At 29.7% G+C, this 25,407-nt stretch carries 19 protein-coding genes; 17 read left to right on the top strand and 2 right to left on the bottom strand.

Translation table 11 applies throughout. From position 1 onward, the window contains the following. The first annotated feature begins 23 nt into the window (after positions 1-23). From V3V28_RS03990 to V3V28_RS03960, 7 genes are all read left to right on the top strand, one after another. Complete coding sequence (locus tag V3V28_RS03990) at positions 24-518, top strand: IS1096 element passenger TnpR family protein (protein WP_331363736.1); 495 nt, start codon at positions 24-26, stop codon at positions 516-518. A gap of 152 nt (positions 519-670) precedes the next feature. After that, positions 671-1,570, top strand: a complete 900-nt coding sequence (locus V3V28_RS03985; protein WP_331363735.1) for an ABC transporter ATP-binding protein — start codon at positions 671-673, stop codon at positions 1,568-1,570. A gap of 59 nt (positions 1,571-1,629) precedes the next feature. Continuing rightward, positions 1,630-2,463, top strand: a complete 834-nt coding sequence (locus V3V28_RS03980; RefSeq protein WP_331363734.1) for an ABC transporter permease — start codon at positions 1,630-1,632, stop codon at positions 2,461-2,463. Positions 2,464-2,507: 44 nt separating this feature from the next. Then, entirely contained in the window at positions 2,508-7,085 is a 4,578-nt protein-coding gene (locus V3V28_RS03975; protein WP_331363733.1) for a T9SS type B sorting domain-containing protein, read from the top strand. A 66-nt stretch (positions 7,086-7,151) separates the two neighbouring features. Next, on the top strand, positions 7,152-9,140 hold the full coding sequence (gene uvrB / locus V3V28_RS03970; protein ID WP_331363732.1) for an excinuclease ABC subunit UvrB: 1,989 nt from the start codon (positions 7,152-7,154) through the stop codon (positions 9,138-9,140). A 115-nt stretch (positions 9,141-9,255) separates the two neighbouring features. Further along, positions 9,256-9,900 (top strand): hypothetical protein, encoded by a 645-nt coding sequence (locus V3V28_RS03965; protein WP_331363731.1) that lies wholly within the window; start codon positions 9,256-9,258, stop codon positions 9,898-9,900. A gap of 16 nt (positions 9,901-9,916) precedes the next feature. Beyond that, positions 9,917-11,095 carry an outer membrane beta-barrel protein gene (locus V3V28_RS03960; protein ID WP_331363730.1) on the top strand — a complete coding sequence of 393 codons (1,179 nt, stop codon included), beginning with the start codon at positions 9,917-9,919 and terminating at the stop codon, positions 11,093-11,095. Positions 11,096-11,225: 130 nt separating this feature from the next. On the opposite strand, the gene V3V28_RS03955 is transcribed toward V3V28_RS03960, so the two are convergent. Both V3V28_RS03955 and sucC read right to left on the bottom strand, forming a co-directional pair. Further along, positions 11,226-11,789 (bottom strand): hypothetical protein, encoded by a 564-nt coding sequence (locus V3V28_RS03955; protein WP_331363729.1) that lies wholly within the window; start codon positions 11,787-11,789, stop codon positions 11,226-11,228. 99 nt (positions 11,790-11,888) lie between these two features. Further along, complete coding sequence (gene sucC, locus V3V28_RS03950; protein ID WP_331363728.1) at positions 11,889-13,085, bottom strand: ADP-forming succinate--CoA ligase subunit beta; 1,197 nt, start codon at positions 13,083-13,085, stop codon at positions 11,889-11,891. A 286-nt stretch (positions 13,086-13,371) separates the two neighbouring features. On the opposite strand from sucC, the gene V3V28_RS03945 reads away from it, so the two are divergent. The 10 genes from V3V28_RS03945 (at position 13,372) to V3V28_RS03900 (ending at position 25,239) form a co-directional block, all read left to right on the top strand. Next, positions 13,372-15,753, top strand: a complete 2,382-nt coding sequence (locus V3V28_RS03945) for a DUF5916 domain-containing protein (RefSeq protein WP_331363727.1) — start codon at positions 13,372-13,374, stop codon at positions 15,751-15,753. A 95-nt stretch (positions 15,754-15,848) separates the two neighbouring features. Then, complete coding sequence (locus tag V3V28_RS03940) at positions 15,849-16,517, top strand: ABC transporter ATP-binding protein (protein WP_331363726.1); 669 nt, start codon at positions 15,849-15,851, stop codon at positions 16,515-16,517. A gap of 6 nt (positions 16,518-16,523) precedes the next feature. Continuing rightward, positions 16,524-17,288: a TIGR02757 family protein gene (locus V3V28_RS03935; protein WP_331363725.1), complete on the top strand. Its 765-nt coding sequence runs from the start codon at positions 16,524-16,526 to the stop codon at positions 17,286-17,288. Between the two features lie 76 nt (positions 17,289-17,364). Further along, the gene (locus V3V28_RS03930) at positions 17,365-19,314 is read left to right on the top strand and encodes a BatA domain-containing protein (protein ID WP_331363724.1); all 1,950 of its coding nucleotides are present in this window, start codon (positions 17,365-17,367) and stop codon (positions 19,312-19,314) included. Then, positions 19,311-20,567 carry a dihydroorotase gene (locus tag V3V28_RS03925; RefSeq protein WP_331363723.1) on the top strand — a complete coding sequence of 419 codons (1,257 nt, stop codon included), beginning with the start codon at positions 19,311-19,313 and terminating at the stop codon, positions 20,565-20,567. The genes V3V28_RS03930 and V3V28_RS03925 overlap by 4 nt, the downstream gene beginning before the upstream one ends. Before the next feature lie 7 nt (positions 20,568-20,574). Next, positions 20,575-20,901, top strand: a complete 327-nt coding sequence (locus tag V3V28_RS03920) for a DUF4870 domain-containing protein (RefSeq protein ID WP_331363722.1) — start codon at positions 20,575-20,577, stop codon at positions 20,899-20,901. Between the two features lie 15 nt (positions 20,902-20,916). Continuing rightward, on the top strand, positions 20,917-21,558 hold the full coding sequence (locus V3V28_RS03915; protein ID WP_331363721.1) for an alpha/beta hydrolase: 642 nt from the start codon (positions 20,917-20,919) through the stop codon (positions 21,556-21,558). A gap of 60 nt (positions 21,559-21,618) precedes the next feature. Beyond that, complete coding sequence (locus tag V3V28_RS03910) at positions 21,619-22,722, top strand: aminotransferase class V-fold PLP-dependent enzyme (protein ID WP_331363720.1); 1,104 nt, start codon at positions 21,619-21,621, stop codon at positions 22,720-22,722. A gap of 107 nt (positions 22,723-22,829) precedes the next feature. Next, on the top strand, positions 22,830-24,065 hold the full coding sequence (locus V3V28_RS03905) for a DEAD/DEAH box helicase (protein WP_331363719.1): 1,236 nt from the start codon (positions 22,830-22,832) through the stop codon (positions 24,063-24,065). A 121-nt stretch (positions 24,066-24,186) separates the two neighbouring features. Then, positions 24,187-25,239 carry a response regulator transcription factor gene (locus V3V28_RS03900; RefSeq protein ID WP_331363718.1) on the top strand — a complete coding sequence of 351 codons (1,053 nt, stop codon included), beginning with the start codon at positions 24,187-24,189 and terminating at the stop codon, positions 25,237-25,239. Positions 25,240-25,407 lie beyond the last annotated feature (168 nt).

Here is a 25,407-nt window from a genome sequence, read left to right as displayed (position 1 = left end):
CAGTTGTAAACTGAAACCATTTCATGTACAAAATACGCGTAATTTTAGACACCAAAGAAGATATTATTAGAACCATTCTAGTGAATGACGGCATTCATTTAGAAGAATTGCACACCATTATTGCTAAATCTTTTGGCTTTAAAGGACAGGAAATGGCTTCTTTTTATAGAACCGATGATGAATGGAGCCAAGGTGAAGAAATTCCGTTATTTAATATGGCAGAAGCTGGCGAAGGTATTTCTATGCAAACTTGTATTTTAAAGGACACCTTACCTGAAGTAAATCATAAGTTAATTTATGTCTACGATTTTTTAAATATGTGGACTTTCTATGTGGATGTTATCGATATTTCTTCCGAAGAAAAAGAAAACTTACCACAAATTATACTTTCTGTTGGTGAAATTCCTGAAAAAGCACCCGAAAAAGAATTTATTGCAGAAAAATTAGATAGCGAGTTTGGTGAAGAAGATGGTGATGGTTTTGATCCTTATGATGATTTCGACTTTAATGAATATTAGTGTTTTCTGTGTATTCGTTTATTTGTTTAACTCTTGATGATTTACTTGTTTTTACAATTAAACATTTACCCAATTAAACAATTCCACCTTTTCTTAAGTAACAAATTCGTAGATTGGTCGTCTTACATGTATAATCGACTAAAACTATTTCTTTGGAAACTATATTATCACTTAAAAATCTCGATAAAAAATACGGCCCAGTTCACGCAGTAAACAATCTTTCTTTTGATATTCAAAAAGGAAATGTATACGGAATTTTGGGTCCTAACGGAAGTGGAAAATCTACTACTTTAGGTATCATTTTAAATGTTGTAAACAGAACCTCTGGAGAATTCTCTTGGTTTAACGGACAACTTTCTACACACGAAGCGTTAAAAAAAGTAGGTGCAATTATAGAAAGACCTAACTTTTATCCGTACATGACTGCAGCTCAAAATTTAAAATTGATTTGCAAAATAAAAGAAATTTCTGAAGATAAAATTGATGATAAACTAAAGGCTGTAAATCTATTTGAAAGAAAAAACAGTAAGTTTAAAACTTTTTCTTTAGGAATGAAACAACGTTTAGCAATTGCTTCTGCTCTATTAAATGATCCTGAAATTTTAATTTTAGATGAACCTACAAACGGTTTAGATCCGCAAGGAATTCATGAAATTAGACAAATTATAAAAGATATTGCCGCAAACGGAACTACAATTTTATTAGCTTCTCATCTTTTAGATGAAGTAGAAAAAGTGTGTAGCCATGTTGTAGTTATTAGAAAAGGTATAAAATTATATGCTGGTAGAGTAGATGAAATGACGGCTTCTAACGGTTTATTTGAACTAAAGGTTGATGAAAACGAAAAAGAGTTAATCACTGTTTTAGAAAACCATCCTGCAATTGATAAAATTTCTAAAGAGCACGAAACTATAATTGCAACTTTAAATAGCGAAATTTCATCCACAGAAATCAATAAACATTTGTTTGACAAAGGTATTACTTTATCACATTTAGTAAAACGTAAACCAAGTTTAGAACAACAATTTTTAGATTTAACGAACAACAACTAATTCATTGAATGTCTGCTCAAGCACAGTCTAGAGCAAAATCAACAAAAACATAAAACGTAATGTTAAGACTACTAACCATAGAATTTCTTAAATTAAAACACAATACAGCAAGTAAAGTTTTGTCTATTATCTATTTCGGACTGTTAACTTCTATTGCATTAATTGCCGCTATAAAATTCGAGTTCGGAGATTTTAAATTGCATTTTGCCGAAATGGGGATTTTCAACTTTCCATATATTTGGCATTTTAACACCTATGTAGCTTCCATTTTAAAGTTTTTCTTACTGTTGGTTATTGTTTCTATGATGGTAAACGAATACAGTTACAAAACATTAAAGCAAAATTTAATAGACGGTTTAAGTAAAAAAGAGTTTATCTTATCTAAATTCTATGCAGTAGTTGCTTTTGCTTTAGCTTCTACAGTTTTTGTTTTTATAATTTCTTTAACACTAGGTTTGTTTTATTCAGATTATAATGAATTGTCAATAATAACATCCGATTTAGAATATATTTTAGCCTTTTTCATAAAATTGGTTGGCTTTTTCTCTTTTGGCTTATTTTTAGGAATCCTTGTAAAACGTTCTGCTTTTGCTGTTGGTGCTATGCTTATTTGGTATATTATAGAATGGGTAATTTTTGGAGTTTTAGGTTGGAAATTTGTCTCTTGGGAAACTGCACAATCTATTAAAAACTTTTTGCCTTTAGAATCTATGATGAATCTAATTAAAGAACCTGGTTCTAGGTTAGGCCCAGTTAAATCTGCTGCAGGTATGATTGGTCAAACTTTCACTAAAAGCTATGCCGTAGAATTTTTTACAATTCTAATAGTTGCTACTTGGACTTTTATCTTTATTTATTTGTCTTTTGCACTGTTAAAAAAGAGGGATTTGTAATACTTTTTAAATATATTTGACGTTAAGTTCTCAAATAACGTCAAATGAAGAAATTAATACCCTTTATAATCCTATTTTTTGCATTAAATGTATTTTCTCAAAAAGAAGCCAACTTTTGGTATTTTGGTAGAAATGCAGGTTTAGATTTTACATCTGGTACGCCAGTTGCTTTAACTGATGGACTTTTAAGTACAAACGAAGGTTCTGCAAGTATTTCTGATAAAAACGGAAAATTACTTTTTTATACAGACGGTTCTACAGTTTATCATATAGATGCTACAGTAAATGGCGGAATTATGACAAATGGTACGGGTTTATTAGGTAATAATTCTAGTGCTCAATCAGCAATAATAGTTCCTAAACCACTAGATGAAAATATTTACTATATTTTTACAGTAACAAATAGTGGTAATAATAACGGAGTTCAATTCTCTGAAGTTGACATGCGACTAAATGGAGGTTTAGGAGAAGTTACAGTTAAAAACACTAATTTAACTCAATCAAATAATGCAGAAGAAAAAATTACTTCAGTAAAAGGTAAAGATTGTAATACGTTTTGGGTAGTTACAGGAGACAGAAGTAATTTTCAAGCTTATAAAATTGATAAAGACGGTGTAGATACTAGTGCAATTTCTTCTGGTTATTTAAATGGAAACTTAAATGATTCTCGTGGTTATTTAAAAATTTCTCCAGATGGAACAAAATTAGTTTCTGCGTATTCTAACGGAGGAACCTATATTTATGATTTTAATGATGAAACAGGAATTATTACTAACGGTGGTCAATTAAATGTAACAGGTAATGGTTATGGAGTTGAATTCTCTAGAAGTAGTCAAAATTTATATATTTCTACAGGTGTAGATGACCAAGGTAGTGGTGCAACTAATGCAGATATTTTTCAATTTAGTTTAAAAGATAGGCCAATTGCAGATATTAATGCATCAAGGGGAACAATTCCTGGAGTTCCAACTGGTCATAGAGGTGCATTACAATTAGCTCCAAATGGTAAAATATACTATTCTAGGAGTAGCACAAGTTTTTTGGGTGTTATTAATTTTCCTGAAGAAACTTTAGCAGATATTTCTTTTGATGCTGAAGGAGTTTCTTTGGCAGGTCAGTTAGCATCTGAAGGTTTACCTCCTTTTATACAATCCTTCTTTAAAATTGTAGAAATAAAAGATTCAGATACAAATCAAACAATTAATGATGAAGATTTACAATTTTGTGTTGGTGATAATAAAACAATTATTCCAGATACTGTAACTGGTGCTACTCCACCAACCTTTAAATGGGAATTTGATGATGGTACTACTACAACAGTAATTTCTACTATTGCCAACTTACCACTTACCAACCTTCAAAAAGTAGATAGTGGTAAATACACATTAACTATCGAATTAACAGATGATTGCGGTATTGTTACTCAATTTATTGGTACATTTAATATTGAGGTTTTTGATGCCGCAAGAGCAAAAGCTGTACCAGACCCAATTAATTTTTGTGATACAGATGATACTACTCCAAATAACTTTGATTTAGCTACATTAAAAAGCACAGAAATTTTAGATGGTTTAGACCCAACCGTTTTTACTGTTTTATATTTTGATACTATGGCGAAAGCCAATGCAAATGCTGCTGGTACAGATTTACCAAATCCGTACCCAGTAAATACAGCAAGTTTACAAACCGTTTATGCACGTGTACATAATAGAAATGCACCAGACGCATGTTTTGCCCTTACAAATTTTGTGTTAGAAGTAACCAATGAACCAGAACCTGTACAACCCCTTGTTTACAGATTATGTGATGATACTGCAAGCGGAAGCGATATAGATGGTATTAGTAATTTTAGGTTAAATACTAAAGACACAGAAATTTTAGGAACTTTAAATGCAACTCAATATTCAGTTTCTTACCATACAGCATTGGTAGATGCCCAAACAAGCAGCACAACAAATGCCATTGATAAAACAATTGATTATGCTGTAACAAACTCTCAAAGAATTTTTGTGAGAGTAGAAAACACAGACAATGCAGACTGTAATGCGATTTCTGACGATACTGCAGGTAGTACTTTTACTTCTTTTGAGTTGATTGTAGATCCTTTACCTGTAATTAATAATCCTGCGGAATTAATTCAATGTCATAATGACCCAAGTTTAAGTACTACTGTTAATTTAACATTAGCAAGACCAAATATATCAACCAACTATATTGCAAAAGGTGAAACTTTTGAATATTATACAACTGAAGCAGAAGCTATTGCTGGAACACCACAGATAACAGGTACAAACAGAGAAACATATCCAGTTATAGGAACAGGCGAAGCTTGGGTTAGAGTAATTTCTAACCAAAACTGTTACCGTGTTTCTAAAATTGAAATTACTGTTAATTTTAGTGCAGATCTTGTATACAGTAAAACCTACGAAGAATGTGACGACTTATTAGATTCAGCAGGAAATAATACCGCTGGAAATTCAGATACAGACGGAATTTCTTTTTTCGATTTTAACGATTCTGTAGATGAAATAAAAGCTTTTTTCTTAATTACATCTCAACCAGATTTAGATGTAATATTTTACGAAACGGAAGCGGATAGAACAGCTTCTGTAAATCAAATACCAGATATTACAAGACATAGAAATAATAGTGACCCTGCGTATGCAAACACGCAAACTATATATGCTAAAATTTTAAACAACACAAATAATGGTTGTTCAGGTACCGCGCAATTTACACTACAAGTAAACGCAGTTCCATTAGCAAACCCAGTTATAGATTTAGATTTATGTGATGATGCATTGTCTGGCAATACAATAGACGGAGAAAATATCAACATTAACTTAAGAGATAACGTAACTACTATTTTAGGTACAACACAAACAGAAGCAGATTTCATAGTAACCTTCCACACCTCACAAACAGATGCTGATGATGTTACCAATTCTGGAATACCAAATGACACAGATTTCAGAAATTCTGCACAACCTGGTTTTACTGCTGGTGACATTAGCGAACAAACTATTTTTGTGCGTGTACAAGATAGAAATGCAACTCCGCAGTGTAAAAACACTGCCATTTCTTTCAAAATATTTGTGAATCCTATTCCGGATGTTTCTACGGTAATTACACCACTTGCAGTTTGCGATATGGCAACTACAACAGATAGTGATCCTAGAAATAGAGTTGCACAAAATATTGATTTAACTTCTAAAGATGCAGAGATTTTAAACGGAAGAACCAATCACAGAATTGCTTATTACGCAACACAAGCACATGCAACTGCAGGAACTCCGGAAATTGTAAATCCCACTAATTTTCAGAATGACCCTTCTCAAACTACTTTTCCTGCTAATTTTAATACAGATGAACCTGGAATACAAACCATTTTCTTTGCCGTTGTAGACCTTGGTGGAAATATGTGTAGGTCAGTTTTTTCTACCTATCAGTTATTAATTTACCCAGAACCAAACATTCCTATTAATATTTCTGACTTTACAGATTGTGACAATACAACAGACACAGATGCAGATGATACCAATGGTAGAAATGGAGATATTTCTTTGAAAGATAAAATTCCAGAAATTCTTGCAAATTACCTACCTGCAGAATATGCAGATTTTAATGTTACTTTTTACACTTCTTTAGCTAATGCTGAATCTAATGATACAACATTAGCAGTTGATCAAGACAGGTTTGAAAATATTACCAACAACCAAACTATTTATGTGCGTGTAGAGAACACTAAAAACACGCCAGTAGCTTGTGTGCATACTCGTTTGTCTTTCAACATAGATATTATTGCTTTACCTCAGTTTACGGTTATTGGAGATGATGTTGACAATCCTCAAATCTTATGTTTAAACTACACAACTCCACATATTTTAGAAGCAGAAAACCCTGCAAGTACTTATGAATATGAATGGATTGATAAAGACGGAACTGTTTTAGGAACAAACCCAACTTTAACAATTTCTAAAGGTGGAGAATACTCAGTAACAGCAACAGACAATGTTACAACATGTGGTAGAAGTAGAACTATTTATGTAAAAGAATCTGAAAAGGCTACTTTACTAGAAGAGTTTGTAGTAATTATTGATGAATCTAACAATATAGGTTCTCAAGAAAATATTTCAATATTTATTGATACTGATAAAAATCCTTTAGGAAAAGGAGATTATAGATTTGCAATTAGAAATGACGACAATGGAGAAAGAATTCCGTTTGCAGGTTTTCAAGAAGAAGCGCTTTTTGAGAATTTAGAAGGTGGTGTGTACACGATTATTGTACACGATGAAAATGGCTGTGTTTCTGATGAAGAATTACAGATTTCCGTTATTCAATTCCCTAAATTCTTTACACCTAATGGAGATGGAAAAAACGATACATGGGTTGTAAAAGGAGCTAATGAAAAGTTTTATCCGAATGCAAGTATTAATGTATTTAATAGATTCGGTAAGTTAGTTGCTCAAATTCCGATTGACAGTCAAGGTTGGAACGGAACCTATAATGGTAAAGTTCTTTCTTCAGATGATTACTGGTATAAAGTTCAATTAATACCAGCTGATCCAGCAAAAAATCAAATACTTAAAACAGGGCATTTTTCTCTTTTAAGGAAGTAAAAAATAGTTCTTTAAAACTTCAATAAATACGGATACTTTTTTTAAAAGTATCCGTATTTTTACATTATGGAATTTAAATTGGTATCAGAATTTTCTCCAACAGGAGATCAACCACAAGCAATTAAAGAGCTATCAGAAGGAATTCTTGCAGAAGAAAAATTTCAAACTTTATTAGGAGTTACAGGTTCAGGTAAAACATATACGGTAGCTAACGTTGTAAGAAATGTAAACAAACCAACACTGGTTTTAGCACATAATAAAACATTAGCAGCACAATTATATTCAGAATTTAAACAGTTTTTTCCAGAAAATGCCGTAGAATATTTTGTTTCTTACTATGATTATTATCAACCTGAAGCATACATTCCAGTAACAGGAACCTACATAGAAAAAGATTTATCCATTAATGAAGATATAGAACGTTTGCGTTTAAGTACCACTTCTTCCCTACTTTCTGGTAGACGAGATGTTTTAGTAGTTGCTTCCGTTTCTTGTTTATACGGTATTGGAAATCCAACAGAATTCAAGAAAAATGTTATTCCTATTGAAGTAAATCAACAAATTGCTAGAACCAAGTTTTTACATCAATTGGTACAAAGTTTATATTCTAGAACTGAACACGAGATTAAAAGTGGAACCTTTAAAGTTAAAGGAGATGTGGTTACTATTTATCCTTCTTATGGAGATAATGGATACAGGGTTCATTTTTTTGGTGATGAAATTGAAGAAATTGAATCTTTCGATTTAGAAAGTAATGCAGTATTAGAAAGCTTTAGTGAACTCACTATTTATCCTGCAAACCTTTTTGTAACATCGCCAGATGTTTTACAAAATGCCATTCATCAAATTCAAGAAGATATGATGAAACAGGTAGATTATTTTAAAGAAATTGGGAAACATTTAGAAGCAAAACGTTTAAAAGAGCGTACAGAATTCGATTTAGAAATGATTCGTGAATTAGGCTATTGTTCGGGTATTGAAAACTATTCTAGATATTTAGACGGACGAGATCCAGGAACAAGACCTTTCTGCTTATTGGATTACTTCCCAGATGATTATTTAATGGTAATTGATGAAAGTCATGTAACCGTTCCACAAACCCATGCAATGTATGGTGGAGATAGAAGTAGAAAAGAAAATTTGGTGGAATATGGTTTTAGATTGCCAGCAGCAATGGACAACAGACCTTTAAAATTTGATGAATTTGAAGCAATTCAAAATCAGACAATATTTGTTTCTGCAACTCCTGCAGACTACGAATTAGAAAAAACGGAAGGTGTTTTTGTTGAACAAATTATTAGACCTACTGGTTTATTAGATCCACCAATTGAAGTGAGACCTAGTTTAAATCAGATTGATGATTTAATAGAAGAAATTCATATTAGAGTAGAAAAAGACGAACGTACTTTAGTAACTACTTTAACAAAAAGAATGGCAGAAGAATTGACTAAATATTTAACAAGAGTCGCTATTCGTTGTCGTTATATTCATTCTGATGTAGATACTTTAGAACGTGTAGAAATTATGCAAGATCTACGTAAAGGTCTGTTTGATGTTTTAATTGGAGTTAATTTACTGCGTGAAGGTTTAGATCTACCAGAAGTTTCTTTAGTAGCTATTTTAGATGCAGATAAAGAAGGCTTTTTAAGAAGTCATCGCTCTATAACACAAACTGTTGGTAGAGCAGCAAGAAACGTAAATGGTTTGGCTATTTTATATGCTGATAAAATAACCAACAGTATGCAAAAAACGATGGATGAAACTGATCGAAGAAGAAATACACAAATAGCATACAATACTAAAAACAACATTACTCCTACTCAAATTAATAAAAAAATTGATGATACTTTATCTAAATCTGCAGTTTCTAGTTATCATTATGATAATGCAAAGCAAGTAGCCGCAGAACAAGATTTACAGTATTTACCAAAAGAAGAAATAGAAAAACGTATAAGAGACAAGCGTAAACATATGGAAGCTTCAGCAAAATCTTTAGACTTTATTGTAGCCGCAAAACTGCGTGATGAAATTGCAATTTTAAAGGAAAAACTGTAATAAAGTTATTTTAATTAATCACAAAATTCATGCTAATTTCTTTATAATTTGTCAAGAATTATGATTACTATATAAAAATTAAATAATAATTTTTATATTGCCTTTAAATTACAAAATGGAAAAGATTAAAGACTTAATTAAAAGATTAGACAGATATTCTCCGTATCCACTTTTTTACAAATTTGCAATGAGTAAAAAAGAGCAAGAGGTATTTAATAAGTACATAAAAAATTCCAAATATTATTTAGAATTTGGTTCTGGAGGTAGTACCATTCGTGCATTACAAATTTCTAAAGCAAAAATTTATTCTGTTGAATCTAGTATAGGTTGGATTAATTATCTTTCTGAATATAAAGTTCTAAATTATGCAAAAAATAAAAGAGTATTCTTTCATGCAATAGACATAGGTAAAACCGAAGGATGGGGGTATCCAGTATCAAATAAATCAAAACATTTATTCCCTAACTATTCTAATAAAGTTTTTAGTTCTTTAAATTCAGTTAAAATAGATACAGTTCTTATAGACGGGCGTTTTAGAGTAGCATGTGCATTAAGTGTTATATTAAACCTATATAAATTAAATTCTGACACTATAATTCTTATACACGATTTTTGGAATAGAAAACAATATCATATCTTATTAGAGTTCCTTATAAAACAAGACAGTGTAGACACTTTAGGTGTATTTAAAATAAAAAAAGGATTAGATTTAAGTTTAATTCAGCAGAAATATGACACTTATAAATTTATTTCTGAATAATTGCTAAAAAAATATTATGATTAAACAAACAATCACTTTTATTGCACTTTTTATAGGGTTAAATACTATCGCACAAATTAAATTTGAAAAAGGATATATCATAAACAATAATGGAGAAAAAATAGATTGCTTAATAAAAAATGAAGACTGGCTTCATAATCCTTTAACCTTTTTATATAAGAAGGATAATAATTCTAAAGAAATAATCGGTAACTTAAATTCTATTAAAGAATTTAGCGTAAATGGATATAGTAAATACAAAAGATTTAAGGTTAATATAGATAAGTCTAAGACGAATATAAATCAATTAAGTAGAAAACGCACGTATGATTTTGTTATGGAAACTTTATTTTTAAAAGTTTTAATTGAAGGTAAAGCAAATTTATATGTTTATGATGAAGGAGATATTATAAAATATTTTTATAAGAAAGAGAACGCATCTATTCATCAACTAGAATATAAGGAATATCTAAATTCTAAAAATTATTTAGCCAAAAACAAGAATTATTTAACCCAATTAAGAATAGATGTTTCTTGTGATAATGTAAATTATAAAAACGTTATCTATAAAAAAAATAGTCTTGTTAATTATTTTTTAACCTACAATAATTGTAATGGAGTTAACAATCTTACTAAAGATTATACTAAATCTGTTAACAAAAATAAATTTAACATAAACATTAAATTGGGAGTTGGCCAGTCTTCAACCACATTTACTAACGACCTTTTTGGTTATAGCGATATTGAAAGTAGTGGTATAAATTTTAGAGCTGGAGTTGAAGGAGAATATATTCTTCCTTTCAATAAAAATAAATGGTCAATTTTTGTGGAACCAACTTACCAAACTTATAAAAGTGAAATAGAAGGCAATCAATCTGGAGAAATTAGTTACAGTTCAATTGAACTCCCATTTGGTATTAAATATTATATGTTCTTAAACGACAGCTCAAAACTATTTATTAGCGGAGCTTATGTTTTAGATTTTACAATGAATTCTGAAATTGATTTTAAGAATATTGGTGATTTAGACATAGAAACAACAACTAGTTATTTAATAGGTTTTGGTTACAATTATAATGACAAATATACTCTTGAGGCAAGATTTAATTCTGGAAGAGATTTAACACAAAACTATACTTATTGGCAAACAAATTACACCTCTTTTTCTATTGTTTTAGGTTATAATATTTTTTAATAAATAATAAACTTAAATAATTATGATTTTAACATTCTCAATTTATTAAAACAACAGTTTTTATTTTATAAATAGAATTATCTTTTTTAAAAGAATTTTCAAAATAAAAACACAAAATAAAGTTAGGTCGTTACTCCTCAACTCCCCAAGGAGCACTTGGGGTTTTTATTTCTTTAGTTAAATCGAATTTTACAGAGAAAAATCTATCAGTACCAATTCTTCTTAAATTGTAGGTAAAACTTGTTTTATCAATAGTAACCCACCAAACATTAGTTGAAGCAGCAGGAATTAATTTTCCTGTATGAACATCAGCAGGAAAAACTTGAACATCACTTAAACCCGTATTCGTATTTAAACCACCGTACTGTGTTATATTATCTTCAGAACCATCTTTGTGTCTATGATCGTGTTTTAAGCTTATTAACTTCTCTTTATTCATTTTAAAAATCCAAGTTCTAGATTTATTTTCACCAACAAAAAAAGGAATTCTAATCGTATTATTTTCGCAAGAACGAATGTGCATTACTAGCTTCTTACCTGTAAAACCATCTCCTTTTTTTCCTCCAGCAACTATTTCCCCTAGATAAGCTTTTCCACAATGTCTTTTTAAAGTATCCCAAAATACTTCAGAATTAGAAACTTCTTGTCCTATTAATTGTAATGGAAACAAAAGTAATATTAGAATTTTTTTCATGAATTATATATTATATGTTTAACAATATAAATTAATATTTTTATATAAAAAAAAGCCTCACAATTTGTGAGGCGTTTTCAATAATTTATCTTTTATGAATTAAGCTCCTAAAACTTCTGCAACTTTATCTGCAGCTTCTTGAAATTCTGTAGCAGAAATAATTTCCATTCCAGAATTGTCTATTAATTGTTTTGCTTCAACAGCATTTGTACCCTGTAATCTACAAATAATTGGTACAGTAATTTTATCTCCCATACTTTTATAAGCATCTACAACACCTTGTGCAACTCTGTCACAACGTACAATACCTCCAAAAATATTTACTAAAATTGCTTTTACGTTTGTATCTTTTAAGATAATACCAAAAGCTTTTTCTACACGTTCTGCATCCGCAGTACCACCAACGTCTAAAAAGTTAGCTGGTTCACCACCAGATTCTTTAATTAAATCCATAGTTCCCATTGCTAAACCAGCTCCGTTTACCATACAACCTACGTTTCCGTCTAAATCTACATAGTTTAAACCAGCAGCTTTTGCTTCAACTTCAATTGGGTTTTCTTCACGTAAATCACGCATTGCTGCATAATCTTTATGTCTATATAATGCATTTTCATCTAAAGAAACTTTAGCATCAACAGCCATTATTTTAGAATCAGAAGTTTTTAACACTGGGTTTATTTCAAACATTGCAGAGTCAGAACCAATATATGCTTTATATAAATTTGTAATAAATTTTGTCATTTCTTTAAAAGCAACACCAGATAAACCTAAATTAAAAGCAACTTTACGTGCTTGAAATGGCATTATACCTAATAAAGGATCTATTTCTTCAGTAAAAATTAAATGTGGAGTTTCTTCTGCAACCGTTTCAATATCCATTCCACCTTCTGTAGAATACATAATCATATTTTTACCAGTTGCTCTGTTTAATAAAACTGAAATGTAAAACTCATCTGGTTCAGCATCTCCTGGATAATAAACATCTTCACAGATTAAAACTTGATTCACTAATTTTCCTTCAGCAGATGTTTGAGGTGTAATTAACATCATTCCTAAAATATCATCAGAAATACTTTTTACTTCGTCTAAATTTTTAGCCAATTTAACACCACCACCTTTACCACGACCACCAGCGTGAACTTGTGCTTTTATAACGTGCCATCCAGTTCCTGTATCTTCAGTTAGTTTTTTTGCAGCAGCAACCGCTTCTGCAGGAGTACTTGCAACAATTCCTCGTTGAATTCTAACTCCAAAACTATTTAATATTTCTTTTCCTTGATATTCGTGTAAGTTCATTTGTAAATGTTTAAAACGTAGACAAAAGTACAAATTCAGAAGTGATAATTTGCAACGTTTTTCATAAAAATATATGCAAATAGAATTATTTTTAATTTTCTTTAAGAAATATTTAACACTCGATTAATGTAACACTCTCTATTTTATGATGTCTTTCTTATAATTAACACGATTTTAAAATTTTTCATAAGAAATGATAAATACTTTAGCATTGTGTTTACACATAATCAACCAAAAAAAAAGCATGTTCAAACAAATCTCTTTACTATTGATTTCATTACTAAGTATGAATCAGCTATCAGCACAAAGCAAAGAAAATAGAAAAACAATTAAAACCACTAGAATATCAAAAGCTCCCAAAATAGATGGAATCCTAAATGATGATGCTTGGAAAAATGCAGAATTAATTACAAATTTTGTGGTTTTTAGACCTGCAAATGGTGAAATTGTTTCTTCTGAATACCAAACTACAGTTAAAGTAATTTATAATGATGATGCTATTTATATTTCTGCACAAATGAATGACCCAGATCCCGAAGGGATTCCTAGAGAATTTGCAACAAGAGACAACTTTAGTCAAGCAGATTTTTTTTTGATAACTATAAACCCAAATGATGATGGACAAAACCCTTTTGAGTTTATAGTTCAAAGTACAGGGAACCAAGGCGACTCAAAAGTTTCTAATGGGAATGAAGATTTTAATTGGAGCGCAGTTTGGAAAAGTGCTGCAAAAATTACTGATAAAGGATGGAACGTAGAAATTGAAATACCTTATAGAGCACTTCGTTTTGCAAATCAACCTGTTCAATCTTGGGGGTTCAATTTTCATAGAAGATTAGAAAAACTAAATGAACAACACACTTGGACTCATATAGATAATACCGTTGGTAGATGGACGCAATATGATGGTTTAATTACTGATTTTAGAGATATTAAACCTACAACTCGTTTAAACTTATATCCTTACGCCTCAGCAACTACAAATAGTTTTGAAGGTCATACCAAATATGACTGGAGTGTTGGTATGGATATTAAATATGGTCTTACAGAAAATTTTACGTTAGATGCAACACTTATCCCAGATTTTAGTCAAGTTGGCTTTGATGACGTTGTATTAAATTTAGGACCTTTTGAACAACGATTTACAGAACAAAGACAGTTTTTTACGGAAGGTACTGAACTATTTAATATTGGAAGATTGTTTTATTCTAGAAGAATAGGATCTTCACCAATAGATCAATTTGATGTTTCTAGTACACTTTCTACAAATGAAGAAATTATAAATTACCCTGGAAAGGTAACCATGTTGAACGCTGTAAAAATTTCTGGAAGAACAAAAAAAGGATTAGGAGTTGGATTTTTTAATGCAATTACAGAAAAAACAAATGCTACCATAAAAAACAATAATACTGGCGAAATAAGAAAAGAAGTTATTGCTCCTTTTACAAATTATAACATATTGGTTTTAGATCAACAGTTTAATCAAAACTCAACAGTCTCTTTAATTAACACCAATGTTACACGTGATGGTAGATTTAGAGATGCAAACGTTACTGCATTAGATTGGCATGTAGAAACTAAAGACAGTAAATACAATGTAGATGGTTCTGTTAAAATGAGTAATATTTCTGATGATGCAAACAACCCAAATACTGGTTATACTTTTGATAATAGTTTTGGATACAATTCTGGACATTGGAATTGGGAAGTTGGTTACAATTTTGAAAACAAAGACTTTAACCCTAATGATTTTGGTATATTATTCAGTAACAACGAACAAACACTTTATGGTAGTGCAGGTTGGAGAACTTTACAGCCAACAAAAAACTTTAACAGATATAGTTTTAACTTTTACAATCAATTAAACTTCCAGCATTTTTCTGGTGTCTATACTGGTTATAACTCTGGTTTAAATTATAATGCACAAACAAAAAGTCGATTTTCTTTTGGAGGTAATTATAATTATGGATCAGAAAGTAAAGATTTCTTTGAACCAAGACAAGGATCTACAAGTGGTATTTATTTTTTACAACCTGAAAGAAAAAATGTAAACGTTTACATATCTACAAATTCTCAAAAGAAATTAGAATTAAATGCTAACGGATATTACACAAGCTACAGTAAAAACCCAAAGAGTGGATATGGCTTTAGTATTGCACCTCGTTATCGATTTACAAATCAATTTTCTTTAAGATATAGACTAAACTTCAACAAAACAAATAACGATCAGGGTTTTGTAAATGAAGACGGAACAAATATAATTTTCGGTATGAGAGATAGAAAAAGTTACACAAATACAATTTCTGGTAAATATAGTTTTAGTACAAAATCATCATTATCTTTAAGTTTTAGACATTATTGGGGTTCTGTTAATTATAATGGTTATCATAACTTAAATTCAGAAGGAGGCTTAGACCCAAACATGACTTATACAGGAGATAACCTAAACTTCAATAGCTGGAACTTAGATTTAAATTACATCTGGCAATTTGCTCCAGGAAGTCAATTAATTGCTTTTTACAGAAACTCAATTTTTAATGAAGACACAAAATCTAACTTAAGTTTCTTCAAAAATTTAGACAATTTATTTGACCAATCACAGAGACATACATTCTCTGTAAGGTTTGTTTATTTTATAGATTACAATAAGTTGAAAAATATTTTCTAATTAGAAATAAACATATCAATCAATAATACAGAAATCAGAAATTCTTAACCGTTTTTCTGATTTTTTTTTGATACTTTCGTTACAAAGTTTTATGTATGATTTTAGGTAAAAACATTCACAAATATTATGGTGATGTAGAAGTTTTAAAAGGTGTTGATTTACAGATTAAAAAAGGTGAAATTGTTGCTATTGTTGGCCCTTCTGGAGCAGGAAAAACAACTCTTTTACAAATTTTAGGTACTTTAGACAAACCTTTAAAAGAACAAGATTTCGAATTATCTGTAAACAATATTTCTTTAAAAAAATTGTCAGACAAAGAATTATCTTCTTTTAGAAATAATCATATTGGCTTTATTTTTCAATTTCATCAATTATTACCAGAATTTACAGCATTAGAAAATGTGTGTATTCCTGCTTTTATTGGAAAAAAAGACAAAAATGAAACAGAAAAAAAAGCCAAAGAAATTTTAGAGTTTTTAGGTTTATCTCATAGAATTAATCACAAACCAAACGAGCTTTCTGGTGGTGAACAACAACGTGTAGCGGTTGCAAGAGCTTTAATAAACAATCCTTCAGTTATTTTAGCAGATGAACCAAGTGGAAATTTAGACAGTGAAACTGCAAAAAAATTGCACGAACTGTTTTTTAAACTCCGCGATGAATTCGGACAAACATTTGTTTTAGTTACTCATAATGAAGAACTTGCTAAAATGGCTGATAGAAAGTTAACCATGAAAGATGGTAAAATTCTTGATGAAAATTAATTTTTGATGAATAAAGTAGATCTCAAAGAGTTTTTAGATGAAAAAGTAACTCTATACAACAATCAAAAGTTTATTGAGTCTGATCCAATTCAAATTCCACATCAATTTGCTGAAAAAGAAGATATAGAAATCGCTGCTTTTTTAACCGCAATCATTTCTTGGGGAAATAGAAAAATGATTATTAGAAACGCTTCTAAAATGATGGAGTTGTTAGACAATTCTCCTTATGACTTCATTTTAAATCATCAAGAAAAAGATTTACAAAATTTCAATGGTTTCGTCCACAGAACCTTTAATAGTATTGATTTACAACAATTTGTAACATCATTACAACATATTTATAAAAACTATGGTGGTCTAGAAGAAAGTCTTTCTATACAGGGTAACTCTAACACATATCAAACATCAATTCATCATTTTAAACAGTTGTTTTTTGAAGTTAACCATCCACAAAGAACCCAAAAACACATTTCTGACCCACTTAAGAATTCTGCAGCAAAACGAATTAATATGTTTTTACGTTGGATGGTAAGAGATGATAAAACTGGTGTAGATTTCGGTCTTTGGAATACTCACAGTGCAGCAAATTTATCATGCCCATTAGATGTGCATTCTGGTAATGTTGCAAGAAAATTAAAACTCCTCTTAAGAAAACAAAACGACTGGAGATCTGTCATTGAGTTAGATATTAATTTAAGAAAACTAGACAAATATGATCCTGTAAAATACGATTTTGCACTGTTTGGTTTAGGTGTTTTCGAAAAGTTTTAAATAGAAATTAACAACATTTTTTTCATTACATTTTTTGTAATAAATTAGTCGTTTAAATTATTGAAATAAATTTTAAATGCAATTCAAAAACCTTGAAATTTTATATTTTTTAGCACTACTAATCATACCGGTTTTAGTGCATCTTTTTCAGTTACAAAAATTTGTAAAAATACCGTTTACCAATGTTGCTTTTTTAAAAAAATTAATACAGCAAACTCGCAAGAGTTCTCGTATTAAAAAATGGTTGATTTTAACGACAAGATTGTTTTTATTTTTAGCGATACTTATTGCTTTTTCCCAACCTTATTTTAGCGACAATAAAAACAATAAAAAACAACATACATTTATCTACTTAGACAACTCTTTAAGTACAAATACGAAAGGAGAAAAAGGAAATTTACTTAAAGTTGTTGCACAAGAAATTATAGAAAATACATCCGAAAAGGACCTGTATTCTTTACAGACAAATTCTGATTCCTATTATAACATTAGTAAATCTGAATTAAAAAATATACTTTTAAACATCAACAATAGTTCGGAAAAATTAGATTTATCTACCGTTTTACTAAAAATTGATGACAAAGCATCATCTAAAACCAACACTTTAAATAAAAACATATTAATTTCTGATTTTCAGAATACTTACATAAATATGTTTACAAATGTAACGCAACGTTTTTCAACAATAAAACTAAATTCTTCTCAAAAAAACAACATCTCTATTGATAGTGTTTTCATTAGTAAAACCAACGCCTCAAATTTTACACTAAATGTAGTTGTTAAAAACCAAGGAGTAAAACAAGACAACATTCCTATTGCTATTTACAACAATACAAAACTGATTAGCAAACAATCCTTCCCTATAGATGAAGATTCCAAAAAAACAATTCAATTTACCATTCAAAATCAATTTAATTTTTCAGGAAAAATAGATATTACTTTTAGCGATACTTTCTCTTTCGACAATAAATTTTACTTCAACTTAAAAACAAACAAAAAAGTAAACGTTTTATCTATTGGAAATGATACTAAATTTTTATCAAAAATATACAATAAAGAAGAATTTAATTTCACGAATTTTACACTTCAAAATGTAAATTATAATGCAATTTCTAAACAGCAGATTATTATCTTAAATGAAATAGAAAATCTACCAGAAATCTTAATAGAAAGCTTAATTTTATTTTCTAAAAACGGAGGGAATTTAACCATCATCCCAAACGAAAATTCCACAATTAACTCCTACAATTCTTTGTTATCAAAATTAAGTTCAGAAAAAATAACAACTAAAAAGGAAGGCTCTTTAAAAATTACAAATATTAATTACAATCATCCGCTTTTTAAAAATGTATTTTCAAAAAAAGCAACCAATTTTCAATATCCAACAGTACAAAGTTACTTTCCCATTTCTTCAAAAAACAGTAGCAATATTGTTTCTTTCGAAAACAATATTCCTTTTATTAGTCAAATAAACACGAATAGCGGGAAGATTTACTGGGTTTCGAGTGCTATCAACAAAAACAATAGTAACTTCTTAAATTCACCTTTAATTGTACCTGTTTTTTACAATTTTGCTAAATTAAGTTTCAAACACGCTCAAATCTATTATAGAATTGGAAAAGAAAACAGCATTGATATTGAAACAAAATTGGACAAAGATGCCATTTTAACGATTGCAACTCCAGAAACTTCTTTTATTCCTTTGCAACAAACCTATCAAAATAAAGTAACTATTAAAACAAATAAGCAACCTTTAAAAGCGGGCCTGTATACTATCTTAAAAGAGAAAGACACTATACAAAATCTTGCTTTTAACTATCCTAAAAAGGAAAGTTCTCTTTCATTTATGGATTTAAACGAATTAAAAAAAGAAAATAAGAACATTACAATTTCTAACTCAGTAAAGGACACTTTTAATAAAATTAACAAAAAAAACGAAGTTCATTGGCTTTGGAAATGGTTTTTAGCGCTGGCAATTGTATCTTTGTTGTTAGAAATTTTGATTTTAAAATTCTATAAACCATGATCACGCTTATAAAATCGGCAACGATTATAGATGCTTCTAGCCCGTTTCATAAACTTCAAAAAGATATTTTAATTTGTGAGGGTATCATTACAAAAATTGAAGATTCAATTCCAAATAAGAAAGAGTATCAATTAGTAGAAAAAAACAACCTACATATTTCTTGTGGCTGGTTTGATACTAGTGTTTCTTTGGGAGAACCAGGTTACGAAGAACGAGAAACTATAAAAAATGGCTTGCAAGCAGCAGCAAAAAGCGGCTTTACTGCAGTTGCTGTAAATGCAAATTCAAACCCGGTAATTGACAATAAATCTGCCGTAGAATTTCTAATCAATAAAGCCAATGGTTTTGCGACTAACCTCTACCCTATTGCTGCGTTAACACAAAATAGTAAAGGAGAAGAAATGGCAGAATTGTATGACATGCAACAGTCTGGAGCGATTGCTTTTAGCGATTATAAAAAGCCTATTGCAAATGACAATTTAATGAAAGTTGCGTTGTTGTATGCTCAAAATTTTGACGGCTTGGTATTCAGTTTTCCAAAAAATAATTCTATTGCTGGCGAAGGAATTGCCAATGAAGGAATTAATAGCACCAAATTAGGTTTAAAAGGAAACCCTGCATTAGCAGAACACATACAAATATCTAGAGATTTATTTTTACTGGAATATACTGGTGGAAAATTACACATTCCAACAATTTCTACTGCAAAATCTGTAGACTTAATTAAGGATGCAAAAAAGAAAGGTTTACAAGTAACTTGCAGCGTTACTGCTCATCATTTAACGTTAACAGATGATGAACTGCATGAATTTGATAGTAATTTTAAAACAAACCCTCCATTAAGAACAAAGACTGATATAAAAGCATTACAAAAAGGGGTTAAATCTGGTGTAATAGATATTATTACTTCCGACCACAATCCTATGGATATTGAACTCAAAAAAGTAGAGTTTAGTGAAGCAAAATCTGGAACTATAGGAATAGAAAGCTTATTCGGTGCAGTAAGTTCTGTTTTAAATTTAGAGGATTTTATTGAAAACATTACAACAAAACCAAGAACTATTTTTGGACTAGAAACAACAACAATTTCCGAAGGAAAAAAAGCAGATATTTCTCTTTTTAATCCTGATGAAAATTACATATTTACAAAAGAACATATTTTATCAACTTCAAAAAACAGTGCTTTCATCAATAAAAAAATGAAAGGACAGGTTTATGGAGTTTTTGCAAACAATCAACTAATTATAAATTAATCATATCATGGAAAACCAAACAGTAAACGAAGGAAAAACAGCAGCAATTATTAGTTATATTACAATTTTTGGAGCTGTTGCAGCATTTATAATGAATAACAGCAAGAAAAATTCTTTTACAAGCTTTCACATAAGACAAATGATTGGCTTAACGCTTTTAGGAATGGTAAACCAATATGTTATTACTAAATTTTTAGGAGGAACTGCTGGAATTATAATTGCAGTAATTCTTTTTGTTCTTTGGGTAATTGGATTTGTAGGAGCTATTAAAGGAGAAGAAAAATTAATTCCTGTTTTAGGTGATAAATTTCAAGATTGGTTTAAAGGACTTTAATACGTTATTATTTTTATGAGTGATTTACATTATTTGGTTAGAGAACCAAAAAAACCTGTAGAAAATCCATCTTTACTAATTTTACTACACGGTTATGGAAGTAATGAACAAGACTTGTTTTCATTTGCAAAAGAGCTACCAGAAGATCTTTTAATTATTAGTGCACAAGCCCCACTTTCTATGGGGTTTGGTGCTTACGCTTGGTATTCTATCAATTTTGATGATAAAAATGGAAAGTTCTCTGATTTAAAAGAAGCCAAAGAATCGATTGATAAAATTGCAATTTTTATTGATGAAATAAAAAACAAATACAACACAAATTCTGATAAAACCTTCCTTTTAGGTTTTAGTCAAGGCGCAATTTTAAGTTATTCTTTGAGTTTTTATTACCCAAACAAAGTGCAACATGTAATTGCCTTAAGTGGCTACATAAATACAGAATTGTTACCAGAAAACATTTCAACAGATATTAAAACCAATTACTACTGTTCACATGGTTCTGTAGATCAAGTTTTACCCGTAGAATGGGCAAGAAATTCAAAACCTTTTTTAGATAAACTTGAATTTAATAATGTTTATTCTGAATACAATGTTGGTCATGGAGTTGCTCCACAAAATTTCTACAGTTTTAAAAAGTGGATTGAAGAACATCTGTAGTAGAACTTAATAATCTTATAAATAAAGTTTAATTTAAAGAATATAAAAATTAATCTTGATATGAATATTGAAGAAATTAGAGCACTTTTTCCTATTACCAAAGAAGTTATTTACCTTAATAGTGCTTCGCAGGCACCATTAAATACTTTGGTGCATGATAAACTTCAAGCACATATTAAATCAGAATTAAATTTTGTTAACAAAAAAGGATTTAATCGTGATGATATTCGCATGCCTTTATCTAAATTATTAGGTGGCTTACCAAATGAATATGCCTTAACGACAAGTACTGGAGTTGGTTTAGGAATTGTTGCGCAAGGTTTTGACTTTAAAAAAGGCGATAATATTATAATTCCTGAACAAGAACATTGGAACAACACTTTCCCTTGGTTAAACATTAAAAATAAAGGTGTTGAAATTAGATTCGCAAAGCTAAACAAAGACAATAGCTTTGATGCTGAAGCAATAGAAAAACTTATAGATAAAAACACACGTATTGTGGCAATTGCTGCTGTACGGTTTAACAGTGGTTTTAGGCCAAATTTATCTGCTATTGGTAAAATTGCTCACAAAAACAATGCTTTATTTGTAGTGGATGCCGCACAAGCTGCTGGTATGATTCCTATAGATGTTGAAAAGGATAGAATTGACGTATTATCGGGCTGTGGTTTTAAATGGTTACTTGGTTTACACGGAACAGGATTTTTATATGTTAGCAAAAGAGTTATTGAACAAATTAATCCCGTATTACCTGGAATGTTTGCAGCCGAAAGAGTGCACGATAAATTGATTTATTTTAATGATTCTAGAAAATTTGAAACTGGTACAATTGCTTACTCACTTTTTAACACTTGGTCTGTTGGACTAAAATTACTACTTAAAATTGATGTTAAGAATATTTATAAAAAAGCGCTAGAAAATACTGATCTTATTATTAAAGAACTTCAACAAAAAAAATACTTTATAGCTACACCTACAAAAAACAGAGAAGAAAGAACTGCTATTGTACATTTTAGAACAAATTCTTTAGAAACAACAAAATCACTTTACAAAAAGCTAACAGAAAATAAAGTACTACTAACTCTGCAAGGTGAAAACATTAGAGTTAGTCCTAACTTTTTTAATACAAAAGAAGAAATTAAAACCTTCTTAAATCTGCTATAAATCAATCATTAAGAACAATTAAAAGAAATAAAGTTTTCTGTTTATTAAAATGAAATTCAACAAAAACAATACCTTCTTTTAAACTACCTTTGCATAAAATTTATTTTATGCTATTTTCTGACTTACCTCTTAATAAATCTATCTTAAAAGCTGTTGCTGAAGAAAGATTCCAAACACCAACTTTAGTACAAGAAAAAGCGATTCCGTTAGTTTTAGACAAAAAGAACGTTATTGTTTCTGCACAAACTGGTACTGGTAAGACAGCTGCTTTTGCTTTGCCAATTATTCAACTTTTATTTGATGAAAAAGACGAAGAAAAAGGAGAAAAAAAGATAAAGTCTTTAATTGTTACACCAACTCGTGAATTAGCTATACAAATTTTAGAGAACTTTAAAAGTTACGGAAAGTATACTAATTTAAAAACAACAGCTGTTTTTGGTGGAGTATCTTTAGAACCACAAAAAGAGATTTTAGCAAAAGGCATCGATGTTTTAGTAGCAACACCAGGAAGATTAATAGACTTGCAAATGCAAGGAAATATTGATTTAAGCGCTGTAGAAATCTTTGTTTTAGATGAAGCAGATTTAATGTTAGATATGGGTTTTATTAACGATATAAAGAAAATTGAAGCTTTATGTCCGAAGAAAAAACAAACCTTGCTTTTTTCTGCTACTATGCCAGAAAAAATTGTCGACTTGGCAAAAAGAGTCATAAAAAGCCCTGTTATAATTGAAATAAATCCTGAAGAAACAACCGCTAAAAATATTGGTCAGTTATTGTATTATCTTCCGAAGAAAAACAAAACAGATCTGTGTTTACACTTATTGAGAAATACTATAAATGGGAAAATTATCATTTTTAGACGTACAAAATTTGGTGTTGATAAATTAGAGGAATCTTTACATAAAAACGGTTATAAAGTCACTAGTATCCATGGAGATAAAACACAAGGTGTAAGAAATAAAGCTATTGAAGACTTTAAAGACAAAAAAGCACATATTTTAATTGCTACAGATGTTGCTGCACGTGGAATAGATATTACAAATGTAGATGCAATTATAAATTTCGATATCCCAAATGTACCAGAAACTTATATTCACAGAATTGGTAGAACTGGTAGAGCTGGTAAATCTGGAATTGCGCTTTCTTTTTGCTCGCCAGATGAAAACGCATATATAAAAACGATTGAAGCTTTAATTGAAAAACCAATTAAGATTATTACTGAACATCCTTATGTTATAGACAAACCAAAACATAAAAAACTACAACCAAATACCGTTAGTAAAAACAAGAAAGGAAGAAAGTCTGAAGCTTCTAAAAAGAAGAAAAAACGCTGGTATTAAGTAGTTTAGTTTGTTTCTAAACTTAAAAAAAGCTAGCTTCGCTAACTGCAGATATAAAACATTGAAACGATTTTATATCAATATAGTTGGCAGTAATTAAAACAAACGACATAAATCTGAAATGAAAAAAAAATATTATTTAATAATACTTGCCTCTTTATTTTATAGTATATCCTGCTACAGTCAGTATAGCATTTCGGGTTATATAAATTCAAAAGAAAAAAACAAAACGGTATACCTTAGTTTACTTAGATATAATGAAGAAAATCTAATTTCTACTGAACAGGTCTTATTTTTTACACAAACAGATAGTACAGGTTATTTTGAGATGAAAGGTAAGTTACTTTCTGACAAAAATAAATTGTACCGTATTCACTCCAATATTGATAAAAACAACAAAGGTCTTCAATTTTCTGATAGTGAAACGGATAAAAATTTTCATAATTTTATTTTCTCAAATTCGGATTCCATATTTTTCCCAGACAAAAACCAAGTATGGTTTAGTCATTCACAAAATTCTAATCTGACTGACAAAGAATGGAGGAAATCTTTAGAATATGAATTGAAACTACTTGAGGAATATGCTGAAACTAAAAACTCTGAAGCAATACTACAGGCAAAAAAAAGTTTCTCCAATGAATTCAAATTATACAGTACAGATTCTTTAACGAACCCTTTGGTTAAACTATTAGCTTTTTCACACATAAAAGGAAATATTATTGATTTAGAAGAGGATTTTAAAAAGGATTCAGACTTTTATTTCAAAATACAAAATAATCTAAATCAATATTATTCTGGCACATCCTATTATTCACAATTCCAAGAAGAAATTTCTAAACTATCCATTTCAACAATTAATCAGAGTTATAAATTTCATAAAAATATAAATTACCTCTTAGGAACACTTTTATTAATTTTACTTACAACTATACTCTTTTTATTTCAAAAAATTAAAGTAATAAGAAAGCAAGAAATTATTAGTGAAGTATCAACTTTAACAAATCAAGAAGAAAAAATAGTTAAATTCATATGTAGTGGTATGTCAAACAAAGAAATTGCCTCTACTCTTTTCATTTCCTCCAGTACAGTAAAAACACATATTCGTAATATATATTCAAAATTAGATATTTCTAATAGACAGCAATTAATCAAAAAATTAAAAAATCATCCCTAGGACTAGGACTAATATCAGCCTCTCTACTCTCTTCGTATTGATGTTAAAAGTATTCATTTGCAGATAATTCAAATTAAATTATCTGAAATGAAAATATCAAATTATTCTGTTAGAACTCTAAGAAATACTATCACACTTGTATTCCTATTTATACAATTCTCTGTTTCG

The organism is Polaribacter sp. (assembly GCF_036480315.1).
Taxonomy (GTDB): Bacteria; Bacteroidota; Bacteroidia; order Flavobacteriales; family Flavobacteriaceae; genus Polaribacter.
The sequence above is the reverse complement of the archived record's forward strand: the minus strand, read 5'-3'. Positions and strand labels throughout refer to the sequence as shown.